Below are 15441 nucleotides of genomic sequence, written 5' to 3' on the forward strand. Positions count from 1 at the left end.
ACACGGACGGGCGGACATTCAGTTTACCCGCTTTAAGCGAAATAGGACATTAGAATGAAATATACTCACCCTTTTCTGTATCGTTATTTTGTTGATGAACACGGTCGCCGAGTTTATGCTGATCCAAAGGTTTACCAAAATATCAGTGCTTTGCTCGGTTTGCCAAAAAGTCGCCGGATCTTACCGCTTGTGAAGGTGGTCAAACAGGGCGAACCGGTGTTTATCCCGTTGTTTGTGGCGGATCGTACCCGCAAAATCCACGGACATTACCAACTTAGCCTTGAAAACGGCGAACAGCTCTGCGGCAAAATTAAGCGTAATAGTATTGAATTGCCCTGTGATCTCCCGTTAGGCTATCACCAACTGACATTATCTGGACATAGCGCTCAATGTCGGCTTATCGTTACGCCTAAAACGGCATTTCAGCCCGCCGAATTGCAGCAAAAACAGAAATTATGGGGAGCAATTTTACAGCTCTACACCCTGCGTTCCGAGCAGAATTGGGGGATTGGCGATTTTGGCGATCTGCAACAGTTTCTCACCAAAATTGCTGAAAAAGGCGGTGATTTTGTCGGTTTAAACCCGATTCACTCGCTTTTTCCGGCAAATCCGGCAGGGGCAAGCCCGTACAGCCCCTCTTCTCGCCTCTGGCAAAACATTATTTATATTGATGTGAATCAAGTTGATGCCTTCCAACAAAGTGATGCGGCACAGCAGTGGTTTCACTCCGCCGAGGTTCAGCAGCAATTACAAGCCGCGAGAGTCAGCGACTATGTGGATTATGAACAGGTTATGCGGTTGAAGCTCACCGGCTTGCGTTTTGCCTATCAACAATTCAACCAGCAGCCCCAATCTGAATTTGAGCGTTTTATTGCCGACAATGGCGAAACCTTGAAAATTCAAGGCACGTTTGATGCCTTGCATCAATGGTTGAGCGAGCAATTTAGCGAACAATGGGGCTGGAATTGCTGGTTTGCAGAATATCAGGATTATCGCACCGCTTGCGTAGCAAAATTTCAAACGGAGCAGGCGGATTTAGTCCGTTTCTATATGTGGCTGCAATTTATTGCCGAGCAGCAACTCAAAGCCTGTAATGATACCGCGCAACAGCTCAATATGCCGATCGGGTTTTATCGGGATCTGGCGGTTGGCGTGGCGGATAACGGTGCTGAAACGTGGGCGGATAAAGATCTCTACGTTTTAGGCGCTTCGGTCGGCGCACCGCCGGATATTATGGCACCGCAGGGGCAAAATTGGGGGCTTTCGCCGATGCACCCTGAAGTATTGCAAGCGAGAGGCTATCAACCTTTTATTGATTTACTGCGTGCCAATATGAAACACTGCGGCGCATTACGTATCGACCACATTCTCGGTTTTGTTCGAATGTGGTGGGTGGCGAAAGGCGAAAGTGCCAAGAACGGCGCTTATGTGCAATATCCGCTGGAAGATTTGCTCTCGATTTTGGCATTAGAGAGCCAACGCCATCGGTGTTTGATTATCGCCGAAGCGTTAGGCACAGTGCCGAAAGGAATGCTGGAAAGCCTTGCGGCAAAAGGTATTTTGGCTTACAACATTTTCTATTTTGAGTACGATCAACACGGCAGCAAACCGTTGGCGCATTATCCTTATTCAGCAATGACGACCCTAAGTACCCACGATTTACCGACCGTCAAAGGCTACTGGCAAGGTTATGATTTTGAATTGGGGCAAAAATTCGGCGTGTACCCAAATGAAAAGGTGCTAGAAATCTTAAAGCGGACACGCCGGCACAATAAGGCGGATATTCGCCGTGCCGTTGAGCAATCGGGGCAGCCATTAGAAGCCGACAGCGACAATGTCAGCCAAACCTTCAACCACCAATTACAAAGCTATGTGGCGGCGACTAACAGTGCCTTGTTCGGCACGCAGCCGGAAGATTGGCTGAATATGCTTGAGCCGGTCAATATCCCCGGCACAAGCACCGAGTACCCGAATTGGCGGCGTAAATTAAGCAAAACCACAGCGGACATCTTTGCCGATCCTGCTATTCAAACCCTGCTCGCCGAGATTGAACAGAAACGCAAAGGCTAACCGGCATTCGATTATCCCCATCTGTTATTGTCCGTTCGGGCAAAATTAACGTACAATGCTCAAGACAGTTTCTCGGAGCATTGTATGTTAGCTGATATTTTAACCGTTTTAGTCGCTGCAGAGCATTTTTACATTCTCTATTTGGAAATGTTTGCCCTTGATAGTGCGGCGGCACGGCGGATTTTCCGCCTTAATGACAGTGATCTTGCCAACCCGAAAATCCGCACACTGTTTGCCAATCAAGGCTTGTACAACGGTTTTCTAGGCGCAGGGCTGGTGTTTTCACTCTGGATTCAGCAACCTCTCGTGATTGATTTCTTTCTTATTTGCGTTATTATCGCGGCTGTTTACGGTGCGTTCACCGCCAATCGCAGCATTTTATTCAAACAAGGCTTGCCGGCGGTGCTGGCGTTCATCACCCATCTGTGGGCGTGTTGAACGCTGACAAGCGGTCGGATCATCAGCCGTTTTTGCAAAAGGAGCAACAATGTTGAAACTTTATGTTAATCCCCCGAAATCCTCGTGGTCGCTACGGGTTTGGATTTTATTGAAACAATGCGGTATTCCGTTTGAGCAGATCAATGTTGCTTACCTTGATGACAAAGCCGCCCAACGCACGCAATTTCTTACCTTTTCGCCCACCGCCAAAATTCCCGTTCTGCATTATCAAGATCAGATTATTTGGGACAGCCTTGCGATTGTTGAATTTATCGCCGAACATTACCCGCATATTTGGGCGCAGGATTGGCAGGCACGGGCGTGGTCTCGCTCGGCGTGTGCGGAAATGCACGCCGGATTTGAACATTTGCGAAATATTTGTGATTTCCGACCGCTTGATCGGGTAGAATTAGCGGATATTACGCCCGAACTGGCTGCGGAACTGGCAAGATTGGACACACTTTGGCAGCAAGGGCTTACCCGATTTGGCGGAGACTACTTGGCGGGCGACCGTTTTACGGCGGTAGATGCGTTTTTCGTTCCCGTTGCGCTGCGGATTGAAACCTACGGCTTGCAACATTACTTTAGCCCGGCATCGTTAAGGTATCAGCAACGCTTGCTCGGTTTGACAACCCTCGCCGAGTGGCTGGCGGCAAAGCGATGATTGACTATAATGCCCATTTAACTATTTTGGTCTAGCTCGCAGTTGAGTGCACGGGTGAGAAAGATTGGATTTGCCGATACTTTAGAAGGAAATCAAAATGTTGGATTTTACGCCGTTAGAGAATGCTATTTTCCGTTTAGATGAGGGATTAGCCCGTTATTTGCAAGATGTGAGCGATATTCAAATTCGAGACGGTTTAATTCAACGTTTTGAATTTACTTATGAATTAAGTCATAAGATGTTGAAACGCTATCTGATGGCTATTTCGCCCAATCCCGATTATTACGATACAATTAGCTTTCAAGATTTAATTCGTAGTGCCAATGAATATGGGCTATTACAGGGAAATTGGACGGATTGGAAACAATATCGGGAAATGCGTAGCCGTACTAGTCATACTTATGATGAAGCAACGGCTCTTACAGTTGTACAAGGCATACCGAAATTTCTCGCTGAAGTGCAATTTTTACAAATAACATTAAACGCACAAACAAAATGAGTAAACTGGCTATTCAGCCCGAACATTTGGCGATCGTTAAAGAGATTTTACAACGGGAAATTCCCCAATATACTGTTTGGGCATTTGGTTCGAGAGTGAAAAATACCGCTAAACCCTACTCGGATTTAGACTTGGTGATTATAAGCGAGCAACCGTTAAATTTAGCCACATTAGCCAATTTAAGCGAGGCGTTTTCGGAATCGGATCTGCCGTGGAAAGTGGATATTGTCGATTGGGCAACCACAAGCGGTCGGTTTAGGGAGATTATTTGTAAACAGTATGTAGTGTTGCAGGGATAACTGTTTGCATATATGCAATGTTTGATTTAGATGACAGAAAATAAATTAACCCATATTTCTATATTATCGACTTTGGTCAGCTTAGTCGTTTTCATATTGCTCTCTCCGGAAGGGGAAGAGCGTATAATATATATTGCTAATTTAACATTGATCTGGTTTAGTGATGATCCCGCAGCAATAATGGCGCTTTTGTTGTTCTTTTATGTTGAAATAGCATTATTTTTGCTCTCCCTATTACTGCTTTGTTTTAAACCTAAAACCTTAATGGGTCGTCCCATATCTTCTTATTTAAGTGGTATCTATATGGTATTAGCTTCGTTAATTCTACTAATACTAGGCTTTACGGTTTTAAAACTTATTTTTGGAAGTCATTAAAGTACAATACAAAATAGAAATATAGAAAAGAGAATAATTTGAATAGTAAAAATATCAATAATTGAAAAATTAAAAAACAAAATAGGAGCAAAAAATGTTACAAAAAGGCGATATTGGCGTCATCGGTTTAGCCGTAATGGGTCAAAATTTAATTTTGAATATGAACGACCACGGATTTAAGGTTATTGCATATAACCGTACCACAGCGAAAGTGGACGAGTTCTTAGCGGGCGCGGCGAAGGGGATGAACATTATCGGGGCATATTCGTTGGCGGATTTGGCTGACAAATTGGAAAAACCCCGCAAAGTAATGTTAATGGTGCGTGCCGGTGAGGTGGTCGATCAATTTATCGAAGCGTTACTGCCACACTTAGAACAGGGCGATATTATCATTGACGGCGGTAATTCCAACTATCCGGATACCAATCGCCGTGTGAAAGCGTTGGCGGAAAAAGGCATTCGCTTTATCGGTTCGGGCGTGTCAGGCGGGGAAGAAGGCGCAAGACACGGGCCGTCCATTATGCCGGGCGGTAACGAAGAAGCGTGGCAATATGTGAAGCCGATTTTACAGGCGATCTCTGCCAAAACCGATAAAGGCGAGCCGTGCTGCGACTGGGTCGGCAAAGAAGGGGCGGGACATTTCGTTAAAATGGTGCATAACGGCATTGAGTATGGCGATATGCAGCTTATTTGTGAAGCCTACCAGTTCTTAAAAGACGGCTTAGGGTTAAGCTATGATGAAATGCAAGCCATTTTTGCCGAGTGGAAGCAAACCGAACTGGATAGCTATCTGATTGATATTACAACGGATATTTTAGGCTACAAAGATGAAGACGGCACACCGCTTGTTGAAAAAATTCTCGACACCGCTGGTCAAAAAGGTACGGGTAAATGGACGGGGATCAATGCGTTAGACTTCGGTATTCCGCTTACCCTAATTACCGAGTCCGTATTCGCCCGTTGCGTCTCTTCTTTCAAAGATCAACGTGTAGCGGCGGAGAAATTGTTCGGTAAAACGATTGGCAAAGTGGAAGGCGATAAAGCCGTTTGGATTGAAGCGGTACGCAAAGCCTTACTCGCCTCAAAAATTATCTCTTACGCACAAGGTTTTATGTTAATTCGTGAAGCCTCTGAAAACTTCGGTTGGAATATCAACTACGGCGCAACGGCGTTATTATGGCGTGAAGGGTGTATTATCCGCAGCCGCTTCTTAGGCAATATTCGTGATGCTTACGAGGCAAATCCGGATCTGATTTTCTTAGGTTCGGACGATTATTTCAAAACTATTCTCGAAAATGCATTAAGTGATTGGCGTAAAGTGGTGGCAAAATCGATTGAAGTCGGTATTCCAATGCCGTGTATGGCATCGGCGATTACCTTCTTAGACGGCTACACGTCAGCCCGTTTGCCGGCAAATCTGCTGCAAGCACAGCGGGATTATTTCGGGGCGCACACCTACGAACGTACCGATAAACCGCGCGGCGAGTTTTTCCATACCAACTGGACAGGGCGCGGCGGCAATACCGCTTCAACGACGTATGATGTCTAATTAGGCGAAACGAAAAGGGATTGAATGGCGTTCAATCCCTTTTATTTTTCTTATATTGTATCAATCAGACGGACGCTGCTACGTCCGTCATCACATCAAGCCTAATCTATTTTAGCAGTGCGACTTCGACAGCCGTGTAAAAAATCGGGCGGATCTGACCGCTTGTATTAAGAATACATCGCCTCAATTTGCGTGCGGTAGCGTTCCAAGATCACTTTGCGCCGCAGTTTAAGCGTTGGGGTGATTTCCTCCATTTTGGTGCTGAACGCTTGCGGCAATAGGGTGAACTTTTTGATCTGCTCAAAGCCGGCAAGCTCTTTTTGCAATTCGTTGATCCGCTTTTCAAACATCTGAATAATATCGGAATGTCTGATTAGCTCCAAACGATCCTGATATTTAATATTTAACTGTCTGGCGTAATCTTCAAGGCTGTCAAAACACGGCACAATCAGTGCGGAGACATATTTCTTGGCATCGGCAATAACTGCAATTTGCTCGATAAATTTGTCTTTCGCCAGCTTGCCCTCAATGTATTGCGGTGCAATATATTTGCCGTTAGAGGTTTTCATCAGCTCTTTAATCCGATCGGTGATATAAAGATTGCCCTCGGCATCCATTTCGCCGGCATCGCCGGTTTTGAGAAAACCGTCTTCGGTAAAGGCTTGGGCGGTTTCCTGCGGTTTTTTATAGTAGCCGCGCATAACCGAGCCGCCTTTAACTAAAATTTCATTCTCGGCACTGATTTTGACCTCTAAATTCGGCATTGGCGTGCCGATAGAGTGCGGGTTGAAATGGTTTTCTGCCCAGCAGGAAATGGTCGCTGTGGTTTCCGTCATTCCGTAGCCTAATTTCACATTCACGCCGATGCTGTGGAAAAAGAGCGCAATAGACGGTTCAAGTTTCGCCCCGCCACAAGGCATCATTCGGATACGTCCGCCGAGCAAAGCCCGCAATTTTGAGAGTACCAGTTTATCGGCTAAACGGTGCTGCCATTTCAGCCAAGGGGACGGCGATGAAGCACGGAAATAGCGCTCACCCACTTTCACCGCCCAGTGAAACAATGCACGGCGATGAAGCGGGGCTTTTTGCACTTTATCCCATACCGCCGTGTAGATTTTTTCGTAAAGACGAGGGACGGCACACATCAAGGTCGGTTGGGTTTGCTCAAGGGCCTGGCGAACTTGGTTGGTGTCTTCCAAGTAGCAATTTACTGCGCCACGGTGGAAAACATAAGCAATCCACGCTCGCTCGAAAATGTGCGAAAACGGCAGAAAAGAGAGGGAGACATCATTTTCATCGACATTGGGTAGGGCTAAATCGTGGGCTTGGAGCTGGTGGGAAAGGTTGGCGTAATCCAGCATTACCCCTTTTGGCTCGCCTGTCGTGCCGGATGTGTAAATCAAGGTGAAGAGATCGGACAGTTGTTTGTCGGCTAAACGTTGTGCGAGCAACTGCGGCTGCGGCGCAACGTTGATGAAATCGTCCCAATGGCACGCAAGGGGGTGTTGGTTCAGTGCAATATCCGATTTCATCGCCACAATTTTGGTTAATTGTGAACAGTTGTGCGCTATTTCGATTGCGAGGTCAAATTGCTCTTGATCGCCGACAAACAGGATTTTAATGTCCGCATCATTGATAATATATTGCAGTTGTTTGGCGGTGTTGGTGGCATAAATCGGTACGGCGACTGCTCGAATTTGCATTGCGCCGATATCGGTGATCGTCCAACGGGGCATATTGTGGGCAAAAACACCAATTTTATCTTGAATATCAATGTGTTGTGCGAGTAGTGCATAAGAGAGGCGGTCGATTTGTTGCTGGAAATGTTGCCAGCTCATTTCTTGCCATCGCCCGTTTTCGATAAATTTTAATGCGGTACGCTGAGCCAGTTTTTGTGCCTGCTCACGCACTCGATTGACAAAATGCAATGCTAACGATGCCATTTTGTGTCCCTTATTATTTCAGCTTACAAATGTTCGCTAATATAATGCTTTGAGAAGAAAAAATCTATAAAAATATGAACAGTTGTAAGCTGAAACGAGAAAAGAGTGTATCAAATGAGAGCTGAAAGCAACAAGCGGTCGGTTTTTGAGGGGATTGCGGTATTATGTAGCAAATGCACAAAAATAGACATTTTAACAGAATTAGGGACACACTGCGTGTGTCCTTTATAAAAATCAAATTATTTCAATAGGTTAAAATCCGGACACACGCAGTGTGTCCCTACAAGTGAAAAAAACAACTTTGTGCAACTGCTACATAATATTGGGGAATTGTGCAACGGACGCGGGCATAGCGTCCGTTCGATAAGAAAAAGGCAACCCGATAAATAGCAAGAAATATCGGTTTGGGCAACGGCGGTATTATTGCAAATTATTTCGCTAAACCGACCGCTTGTATGTGCCTATTTAGGCATTAGACGAAGGCGTTACCGGCGAAGTGAACAGCCGTAGCAGCGTATAACCTAGCACGGCGGAGAGTCCGGAGCCGATTAAAATACCTAAGCGGGCGAGGGAAATGAACTTACCGTCCGCTTCTTCGCCGCCAAATGCCAGACCGGCTAAGAACATTGACATTGTAAAGCCGATACCGCATAGTACCGACACGGCAAAAATTTGCTTGAAGTTGATCCCGTCCGACAGTTTGGCGATACCGAGTTTTACCGCAAAGTAGCTAAAGCCGAAAACCCCGACTGTTTTACCGATTAGCAAGCCTAATGCTACCCCTAGGGTGAGCGGCGAAGCAAGCGTATTGAGGCTCATTCCGGCTAATGAAACGCCCGCATTTGAGAAAGCAAAGAGCGGTAAAATAATGAATGCACACCAAGGGGCAAGAATATGTTCAAACTGCTCCAACGGTTTCTCGCCGTTCTTGCCTTTCAGCGGGACGCAGAAGCCGATAATAACGCCGGCGAGGGTGGCGTGTACGCCCGATTTTAATACCGATGCCCATAACACAAGTCCGACAACGATATAAGCACAGATAGCGGTTACTTTCAGCCGATTCATTATGACTAATAAAATAATGGCAATGGCGGCGGAAATCAGCGCAGCGGTGCTTAATTCGTGGGAGAAGAAAATGGCGATCACCACGATAGCGCCGAGGTCGTCAATAATCGCAAGGGCAAGCAGGAAAATTTTCAGGGCAAACGGCACACGTTTACCCAACAAGGCTAAAACACCTAGAGCAAAGGCAATATCCGTTGCCATTGGGATTGCCCAGCCTTGCTGAAATTCGGGCGATTCTTGGTTGAGCAGGGCAAACACTAACGCCGGCACGAGCATTCCGCCCAACGCACCAATCGCCGGAAAAATCGCCCTCTGGTAGCTTGAGATAGCGCCGATCAGCATTTCCCGCTTCACCTCTAAGCCAACCAAGATGAAAAAGACCGCCATAAAGCCGTCATTCACCCACATCAGCAAGGGTTTATGAATACTGAATAAGCCGATTTGAATACTTACCGGCAAACTTAAAAAATCAAAATAAAGGGTTTTCAACGGGCTATTAGCAAATAAAATAGCCAATGTTGCAAAGGCGAGCAGTAAAATACCGCTTGCCGATTCCAACTGCAAGAACTTCTTTACGGATTGAATCATAGGCTCTCCTTGTAAAAAATAAGCTATAACATATTGAAAATCAAACTATTCTTTTAGCAAAATATGCTTTTAAGATCAAGCATAACCGTTTAAAATCGTTCTACATTTCAAGAGGGGGAGAAAAATGTCTCAAGAATGGCTTTACTGGGCGTTGGCATCGGCGGTATTTGCCGCGTTTACGGCAATTTTTGCCAAAATCGGATTACAGGGGATTGATTCCGATTTTGCCACCTTTATCCGAACCCTTGTGATTTTAGTGGCGTTGTGTGCTTTTCTGACATATAGCGGCAAATGGCAGCCATTCGGCACATTAACCGGCAAGCATTGGGTATTTTTGATTTTGTCCGGCTTGGCAACCGGGTTATCTTGGTTAGCGTATTTCAAAGCGTTACAGATGGGGAATGCGGCACAGGTTGCGCCGATTGATAAATTCAGCGTCGTGTTGGTAACGATTTTTGCGGTGTTATTTCTCGGTGAACGCCCCAATTTGCAAGAGTGGCTTGGAATCGGCTTGATTACAGGCGGGGTAGTGCTTTTTGCGATTAAGCGATAAATTAGCCTTGATCTTTGCGGTGTTTGCCGTTAAAATTCGCACTCTTTTTATAATTCTCCCTTGGCTAATGCCAACGTTAATATTTTTTAGGTATAACAAATGAAACGTACATTTCAACCCTCTGTATTAAAACGTGCGCGTACACACGGTTTCCGTGCTCGTATGGCAACTAAAAACGGTCGTCAAGTATTAGCACGTCGCCGTGCTAAAGGTCGTAAGAGCTTATCTGCATAATTGCTTTGCGCTAAACGTGCTGTGAATAAGTTCACTTTTACTCGGGAGCTGCGTTTGTTAGCTCCCCTTCAATTTAAGGCGGTATTTGAACAGCCGCAACGTGCCAGTACCCCTCAACTCACTCTATTAGCCCGTCAAAACCAAGCAGAATTTGCCCGCTTAGGTTTAACTGTGGCGAAAAAACATCTCAAAAGAGCCCACGACCGCAATCGGATTAAACGGATTGTGCGGGAAAGTTTTCGTTTAAAACAACACGATTTACCCGCCTGTGATTTTGTCTTTGTCGCCAAAGCCGGTATCGGCAAATTGAGCAATCAAGAGCTGTTCTCAACCCTCGAAAAATTATGGCAACGCCACATTCGCCTCGCCCGTCAAGCAAAATAGCCACAGCCGGTTGGCTTGCGAAAATAATGCTGGGGCTGATTCGCTTTTATCAATATGTGATTAGCCCGCTGATTGGGTCTCGCTGCCGCTTTTATCCAAGCTGCTCCCAGTATGCTGTTGAGGCAATTCAGCGCTTCGGTGCTGTGAAAGGCGGTTGGTTGACGTTAAAACGCATTGTGCGTTGTAATCCGCTCAGCGAGGGGGGAGAAGATCCTGTCCCGTGCTGTAAAGCACATCAACCTGTTACAAAAAACGACCGCTAACCGACCGCTTGTTTTGGATTAACCGAGCACTGCCAACTTTTCTAACACTTGTTCGGGCGAGATATTTGCCATTCCCTGTGCCGTGAGGTAATGCTGATTTTTGCCGTAAGCGCCGATCAGTTTCGGATCGGTTGCCCCGTATAAAATCACATTGGGTTTATCCAATGCGGCGGCTAAATGGCTCAATCCGGTATCGACTGAAATCACGGCTTGCGCGTGGGCAATCTGCGTTGCCAGTGCCGTCAGGCTTAATTTCGGTAACACCTGAATTTGTGGATTGTCTTGTGCCAAGCGTTCAGCCCGTTGCCGTTCCGCCTCGTTTCCCCAAGGCAAGCGGATATGCCAGCCCTCGTTGGTAAGTGCTTGCAATGTCGTGTGCCAATGGCTTTCCGGCCAATGTTTATCGGGGCGGGTAGTGGCGTGAATCGCGATGAGGTAAGCGGTCTGATCGGCTTGGTTTTTTGTAAAATGGTGAGCGATACCGTAATCGCCCGTTTTTTCGGCTAACCGATAGCCAAGGGCGGCAGCAAACAGTTGGCGGATACGCTCAACGGCATGTTGCTGATAGGGAATGTGAAAGGTGTGATCGTAGCAATAATGGCTTAATCCTTCCCGTGAGCTCTGCTTGTCGTAGCCGAATTTTTGCCCTCTTGCCAAGCGGGTGGCAAATAATGCACTTTTCAGTAAGCCTTGTGCGTCAATCACTGCATCGTAATTGGTTGCCTGTAATTGTTGCTTATAGGCAAACCATTGTCGCCACGTTTGGCGTTGAAACAGGTGCTTGCGCCATAGGCGAATAGCAATCGGAATCACATTTTGTACGGCACTATGCCAGCGGGGAATTTCAGCAAATGCCGGCTCGACCACCCAATCAACTTGTAAATTGGGGATTGCTCGTTGAGCATCAGTGAGCGCGGGTAGGGCGTGAATGATATCGCCCATTGAGGAGGTTTTGACAAGGCAGATTTTCATTGGGCTAACAGGGCGTTTAGTTTTTCCAATACCAGCTCCGGCGTAATATCAATCAAACTTTGATGATAGCCTTCGCTGCTTTCGCCTTTGCGGATTTTAATCAATCCCCCCTCAATTAAACGGATAATGACCGCATTATCGGCAAGTGGCGGTGTATATTGCGGGCTGGTCGGGCCATAGAGTGCGACCAGTGGACGTTTCAATGCCGCCGCAATGTGCATTAAACCGGAGTCATTGCTGACCACTGCTTTACAGGCGGAAAGTAAATCAACGGCTTGGTTGAGGTTGGTTTGTCCGGCTAAATTGAGGCAGTAGCGTTGCAGGCTTTCCGGCAATGCCGAGCGGATTTGTTCGCCGACTGCTTCATCTTTTTGCGAACCGAATAATTGCACCGCATAGCCTTGTTCAATCAGTTTTTCGGCAAGGGCGGCATAGTGATAGTGGGGATAACGCTTGGCGGGGCCAAATTCTGCCCCCGGACAAAAACCGATCGCCTCACGCTGTTCGGCATAGGCGAGTTGTTTGGCAAACGCCGTTTGGGTTTGCGTAACACTTTCATCGCTAACTTGCAGATAAGGGGTGTGAATCGGGAGTTGCTCGGCGGTCGGTATTTGATGCCGCTCAAATGCTAATGCCGCATAGCGTTGCACCATCATCGGATAGGCGTTTTTATTGTGGCGTAAATCATTGAGCAGCCCGTAACGCATCTCGCCCTTCCAGCCTCGCCGCTGCTTGATTCCGGCAAAAAAAGGGATAAAGGCGGATTTAAAGGAATTGGGCAGCACAATCGCCAAATCGTATTGATTTCGCAAATTTTTGCCTAAATGATACCGCTTGCACAGTTGGAAACTGCCGTGCCCGATTGGCATTGAAAGAGCCGTTCGCACCTCCGGCATCCGCTCAAGCAGGGGGCGACACCAATCGGGCGCGATTACATCAATCCGGCAGGCCGGTTCATTGCGTTTGAGCTGTTGATAAAGGGCGTGCGACATCATCATATCGCCCACCCAAGACGGGCCAATCACTAAAATATTCATTGTCTATCCTATTTTCGCACGCAGCCTTCCGCCAACACTTTTTGGCGATTATTTTTCAATGTGCCTGTTCCCTTGAAATCTTCCGTCCAAATCCAGCGGATATTACTGTATCGCTTGTGATTTTTAGTAACGGTTGAGGAGAGCTTGTAGGTGGTATGCCCGAAAGTTACATTGATCGTTTTCTTATTAAGCGGCTGAATACGGACACGTTGCTGATTTTTGCACTGGTAATTTAATGCCGTTCTCTCTTTAACAATCTGCCGATTTTCAGCGGGCGGCGGTAAAATAAACTGATGCTGTGCAGAGTCAATTTGAGCAATCGGCGACATTCCGGGCAGGGTGCAGCCGCTCAACAGGGCTATCAGTGAGGTGCAGAGAATAAGGTTAATTTTCCGGGTAAATTTCATTCGTTGTCCTTGATAAAGGCAAAAAGAGCAACGCGGAGTTGCGTTGCTCTTTGGTTTCTATTTAAAGGTATAACTGCCGTTGGCTTGGCGGATATATTTGCCGGCGCTTACGCTCATTTCGGCAACACGCCCGTTCTTATCCAAGCGTACCGTTACTTTTTCTCCGACCTTGAGGTTGCTGACCGCATTGTTCACCTTGCTCATTGCATTGACATCGGAGATATTCAGGTTGTTATCTCGGAAGACTTGCATTAACGACACCCCTTTCGGCACCGTGAGGGTCTTGCTGGAAACAATCGGGCTAGTCGGCTCTGCGGTTTTTGCCACCGCTGCCGGCGTCGGTTCGGTTTTCGGTTTCACCGTGCTGTGTGTTGTTTTTACCGGCGGAACGGCTTTTTCCGTTTTACTCGGCTCGGTTTTTGGCGGTGTCGGTTTTAACCGCTCCACTTTTTTCGGCTCGGCTTTTGCCGTTTCAGGCTGATAAATTACGCTGCCGCTCGTGTCCGGTTTCTTGATGGGTTCAACCGCAACCGGTTTTGCCACAGTGGTAACGGCTGTTGCTGCCGGTTCGGTTGGTTGGGCAGATTCCGTTGGTGGTGTAACAGCCGGCTGCTCCGCTTGAGCAGGGGCGGTAACATTTGCATTATTTTCCACAGATGTTACCGCTTGTTGTGCTTGCTCCGCCGCTGCAGTTTGTTGGACTTGCAATGCACGGGCTTCCTCTTCGGCACGTTTGGCTTCCGCTTCATCTACCGGGCGGAATTCAATCGGCAAACTGGTGCCTTGTTCCTGTAATGCTTCAACGCTCTTAGGCGTATTTGGTTTCAACAGGAAAAAGACCAGTAATAATGCAAGAGCCAGCAAAAGCACTAACAGTAAACGGCGGAATTTCGGCGGTACTTTGTCGGTTAAGGCTTTTTTCGGTTGTGTTGTATGTGCCGGAATCACCCGCTCAGCACTGTTTGTCGGCTCGGATTTAGCCGTATCGTTTGCCGGTGTATCCGATTGGGTCGGTTGTGGGTTTTCCGCCGGCTTTGTTGTTTGTTCAGGTTTTTCTTCAACCGGTGAGAACGCAAATCCGGCCGCTTTAGGCGGTGTAGATTGGGCACTTTCTTCGGTTTGAGCCGTTGGCGGATTTTCGTTGAGCATCGCCTTTTCTTCTAAGGTTGAAAGCGTTTGCGCCGCTTCCGCCGGACGTTTTAGCACAGGGGTGAATGTATGCCCCGGTGAAGTGTTGGAAGACACAGAAACAGAAATCGGGCTTTTAATATCAGCGGTATTTTGCACAGTAGGATTTGTTGGCGCTTTTTCACCAAATGTGGGTTCAATACGAGATTTATTTTGATTCATTGTCTTTTCCAAGATGATAATTTAAACAGAAAAATATCGCTATTCTAAAGGATTTCTCTATATTCGGCACGTTATTTTCAAAAAATTACGCTTGTTATGTGCGGCGATTTAATTTTTACGATCGAGATCGTAAAAATCATATTTGAACGTTGTTTTAACGTGTTCATCGGGCTAAGGTCTGCAGGCAATGTTGCAATTACAATCAAAAAGGAGCGAAAATGAAACGTTTTAAACCATACCGTTTGGGCATCTTACTTGGACTATTGAGTGCGGGCGTATTGGCGACAGAAGCCCCGCAACCGAGTAGTGTAACCGGCACGGCGGAGCAAACTCAATCATCACAGTTAAAACCCGCTGCGGCTAATCTGAACCAAGTGAATATCAATACCGCTACTGCGGCAGAAATTCAGGACAAATTAGTCGGCATCGGGGCAAAAAAAGCGCAAGCGATTGTCGAATACCGTGAGAAAAATGGACGTTTCTTAAATGCAGAGCAACTGACGGAAGTGTCCGGTATCGGCAAAGCCACGCTGGATAAGAATCGGGATCGGATTGTACTGGAATAGCTGAATCAAGCGGTCGGTTTCGACCGCTTTTTTGCAATACTACAATAGTATGTAGCAGTTGTACAAAGGTGTTTTTATTCACTTGTAGGGACACACTGCGTGTGTCCGGATTTTAACCTATTGAAATAATTTGATTTTTATAAAGGACACACGCAGTGTGTCCCTACATTCTGTTAAAATTTCTA

At 46.7% G+C, this 15441-nt stretch carries 18 protein-coding genes; 12 read left to right on the forward strand and 6 right to left on the reverse strand.

Annotated elements, in window-relative coordinates:
* Positions 1–54 precede the first annotated feature (54 nt).
* The 7 genes from malQ (at position 55) to gnd (ending at position 5894) form a co-directional block, all read left to right on the forward strand.
* Complete coding sequence (gene malQ, locus E4T80_RS04975) at positions 55–2070, forward strand: 4-alpha-glucanotransferase (RefSeq protein WP_135055623.1); 2016 nt, start codon at positions 55–57, stop codon at positions 2068–2070.
* An 84-nt stretch (positions 2071–2154) separates the two neighbouring features.
* Entirely contained in the window at positions 2155–2508 is a 354-nt protein-coding gene (locus E4T80_RS04980) for a DUF1304 domain-containing protein (RefSeq protein WP_135055626.1), read from the forward strand.
* A gap of 49 nt (positions 2509–2557) precedes the next feature.
* Positions 2558–3172, forward strand: coding sequence for a glutathione S-transferase (locus E4T80_RS04985; RefSeq protein ID WP_135055629.1), 615 nt, complete (start codon positions 2558–2560; stop codon positions 3170–3172).
* Between the two features lie 97 nt (positions 3173–3269).
* Positions 3270–3671, forward strand: a complete 402-nt coding sequence (locus E4T80_RS04990) for a nucleotidyltransferase substrate binding protein (RefSeq protein ID WP_135055632.1) — start codon at positions 3270–3272, stop codon at positions 3669–3671.
* Entirely contained in the window at positions 3668–3970 is a 303-nt protein-coding gene (locus E4T80_RS04995) for a nucleotidyltransferase family protein (RefSeq protein ID WP_135055635.1), read from the forward strand. The genes E4T80_RS04990 and E4T80_RS04995 overlap by 4 nt, the downstream gene beginning before the upstream one ends.
* A 30-nt stretch (positions 3971–4000) precedes the next feature.
* Positions 4001–4345, forward strand: a complete 345-nt coding sequence (locus E4T80_RS05000; protein WP_135055638.1) for a hypothetical protein — start codon at positions 4001–4003, stop codon at positions 4343–4345.
* Positions 4346–4439: 94 nt separating this feature from the next.
* Positions 4440–5894, forward strand: a complete 1455-nt coding sequence (gnd, locus tag E4T80_RS05005; RefSeq protein WP_135055641.1) for a decarboxylating NADP(+)-dependent phosphogluconate dehydrogenase — start codon at positions 4440–4442, stop codon at positions 5892–5894.
* 167 nt (positions 5895–6061) lie between these two features.
* Here gnd and E4T80_RS05010 read toward each other — a convergent pair whose 3' ends face one another.
* Positions 6062–7837, reverse strand: a complete 1776-nt coding sequence (locus E4T80_RS05010; protein WP_135055644.1) for an AMP-dependent synthetase/ligase — start codon at positions 7835–7837, stop codon at positions 6062–6064.
* A gap of 465 nt (positions 7838–8302) precedes the next feature.
* On the reverse strand, positions 8303–9490 hold the full coding sequence (nhaA, locus tag E4T80_RS05015) for a Na+/H+ antiporter NhaA (protein WP_135055647.1): 1188 nt from the start codon (positions 9488–9490) through the stop codon (positions 8303–8305).
* 124 nt (positions 9491–9614) lie between these two features.
* Between nhaA and E4T80_RS05020 the strand changes: the two genes are divergently transcribed.
* The 4 genes from E4T80_RS05020 to yidD all read left to right on the forward strand — a co-directional run bounded on the left by E4T80_RS05020 (position 9615) and on the right by yidD (position 10924).
* On the forward strand, positions 9615–10043 hold the full coding sequence (locus tag E4T80_RS05020; RefSeq protein ID WP_135055650.1) for an EamA family transporter: 429 nt from the start codon (positions 9615–9617) through the stop codon (positions 10041–10043).
* Between the two features lie 99 nt (positions 10044–10142).
* Complete coding sequence (gene rpmH, locus E4T80_RS05025; protein WP_005599701.1) at positions 10143–10277, forward strand: 50S ribosomal protein L34; 135 nt, start codon at positions 10143–10145, stop codon at positions 10275–10277.
* Between the two features lie 54 nt (positions 10278–10331).
* Positions 10332–10661, forward strand: coding sequence for a ribonuclease P protein component (rnpA, locus tag E4T80_RS05030; RefSeq protein WP_265588422.1), 330 nt, complete (start codon positions 10332–10334; stop codon positions 10659–10661).
* A gap of 26 nt (positions 10662–10687) precedes the next feature.
* The gene (gene yidD, locus E4T80_RS05035) at positions 10688–10924 is read left to right on the forward strand and encodes a membrane protein insertion efficiency factor YidD (RefSeq protein WP_135055694.1); all 237 of its coding nucleotides are present in this window, start codon (positions 10688–10690) and stop codon (positions 10922–10924) included.
* Positions 10925–10942: 18 nt separating this feature from the next.
* Here the strand turns inward: yidD and rfaC are convergent, their stop codons facing one another.
* From rfaC to E4T80_RS05055, 4 genes are read right to left on the reverse strand one after another with little or no spacing between them, the layout of a single operon-like run.
* Entirely contained in the window at positions 10943–11896 is a 954-nt protein-coding gene (gene rfaC / locus E4T80_RS05040) for a lipopolysaccharide heptosyltransferase RfaC (protein WP_135055656.1), read from the reverse strand.
* Entirely contained in the window at positions 11893–12933 is a 1041-nt protein-coding gene (gene waaF, locus E4T80_RS05045; RefSeq protein WP_135055659.1) for a lipopolysaccharide heptosyltransferase II, read from the reverse strand. The genes rfaC and waaF overlap by 4 nt, the downstream gene beginning before the upstream one ends.
* 8 nt (positions 12934–12941) lie before the next feature.
* Entirely contained in the window at positions 12942–13340 is a 399-nt protein-coding gene (locus E4T80_RS05050; RefSeq protein ID WP_047977716.1) for an MliC family protein, read from the reverse strand.
* Between the two features lie 57 nt (positions 13341–13397).
* Positions 13398–14690 carry a LysM-like peptidoglycan-binding domain-containing protein gene (locus E4T80_RS05055; RefSeq protein ID WP_135055662.1) on the reverse strand — a complete coding sequence of 431 codons (1293 nt, stop codon included), beginning with the start codon at positions 14688–14690 and terminating at the stop codon, positions 13398–13400.
* Positions 14691–14908: 218 nt separating this feature from the next.
* On the opposite strand from E4T80_RS05055, the gene E4T80_RS05060 reads away from it, so the two are divergent.
* On the forward strand, positions 14909–15256 hold the full coding sequence (locus tag E4T80_RS05060; protein WP_135055665.1) for a ComEA family DNA-binding protein: 348 nt from the start codon (positions 14909–14911) through the stop codon (positions 15254–15256).
* Positions 15257–15441 lie beyond the last annotated feature (185 nt).

Source organism: Muribacter muris, assembly GCF_004569585.1.
Taxonomy (GTDB): Bacteria; Pseudomonadota; Gammaproteobacteria; order Enterobacterales; family Pasteurellaceae; genus Muribacter; species Muribacter muris.

Coding starts and splice junctions, on each gene's coding strand:
- E4T80_RS05000 (WP_135055638.1), top strand. CDS start 4,001: ATGACAGAAAATAAATTAACCCATATTTCTATATTATCGACTTTGGTC.
- yidD (WP_135055694.1), top strand. CDS start 10,688: ATGCTGGGGCTGATTCGCTTTTATCAATATGTGATTAGCCCGCTGATT.
- waaF (WP_135055659.1), bottom strand. CDS start 12,933: ATGAATATTTTAGTGATTGGCCCGTCTTGGGTGGGCGATATGATGATG.
- E4T80_RS04985 (WP_135055629.1), top strand. CDS start 2,558: ATGTTGAAACTTTATGTTAATCCCCCGAAATCCTCGTGGTCGCTACGG.
- E4T80_RS05060 (WP_135055665.1), top strand. CDS start 14,909: ATGAAACGTTTTAAACCATACCGTTTGGGCATCTTACTTGGACTATTG.
- E4T80_RS04995 (WP_135055635.1), top strand. CDS start 3,668: ATGAGTAAACTGGCTATTCAGCCCGAACATTTGGCGATCGTTAAAGAG.
- rpmH (WP_005599701.1), top strand. CDS start 10,143: ATGAAACGTACATTTCAACCCTCTGTATTAAAACGTGCGCGTACACAC.
- E4T80_RS05050 (WP_047977716.1), bottom strand. CDS start 13,340: ATGAAATTTACCCGGAAAATTAACCTTATTCTCTGCACCTCACTGATA.
- nhaA (WP_135055647.1), bottom strand. CDS start 9,490: ATGATTCAATCCGTAAAGAAGTTCTTGCAGTTGGAATCGGCAAGCGGT.
- E4T80_RS05010 (WP_135055644.1), bottom strand. CDS start 7,837: ATGGCATCGTTAGCATTGCATTTTGTCAATCGAGTGCGTGAGCAGGCA.
- E4T80_RS05055 (WP_135055662.1), bottom strand. CDS start 14,690: ATGAATCAAAATAAATCTCGTATTGAACCCACATTTGGTGAAAAAGCG.
- E4T80_RS04990 (WP_135055632.1), top strand. CDS start 3,270: ATGTTGGATTTTACGCCGTTAGAGAATGCTATTTTCCGTTTAGATGAG.
- E4T80_RS04980 (WP_135055626.1), top strand. CDS start 2,155: ATGTTAGCTGATATTTTAACCGTTTTAGTCGCTGCAGAGCATTTTTAC.
- E4T80_RS05020 (WP_135055650.1), top strand. CDS start 9,615: ATGTCTCAAGAATGGCTTTACTGGGCGTTGGCATCGGCGGTATTTGCC.
- malQ (WP_135055623.1), top strand. CDS start 55: ATGAAATATACTCACCCTTTTCTGTATCGTTATTTTGTTGATGAACAC.
- rfaC (WP_135055656.1), bottom strand. CDS start 11,896: ATGAAAATCTGCCTTGTCAAAACCTCCTCAATGGGCGATATCATTCAC.
- gnd (WP_135055641.1), top strand. CDS start 4,440: ATGTTACAAAAAGGCGATATTGGCGTCATCGGTTTAGCCGTAATGGGT.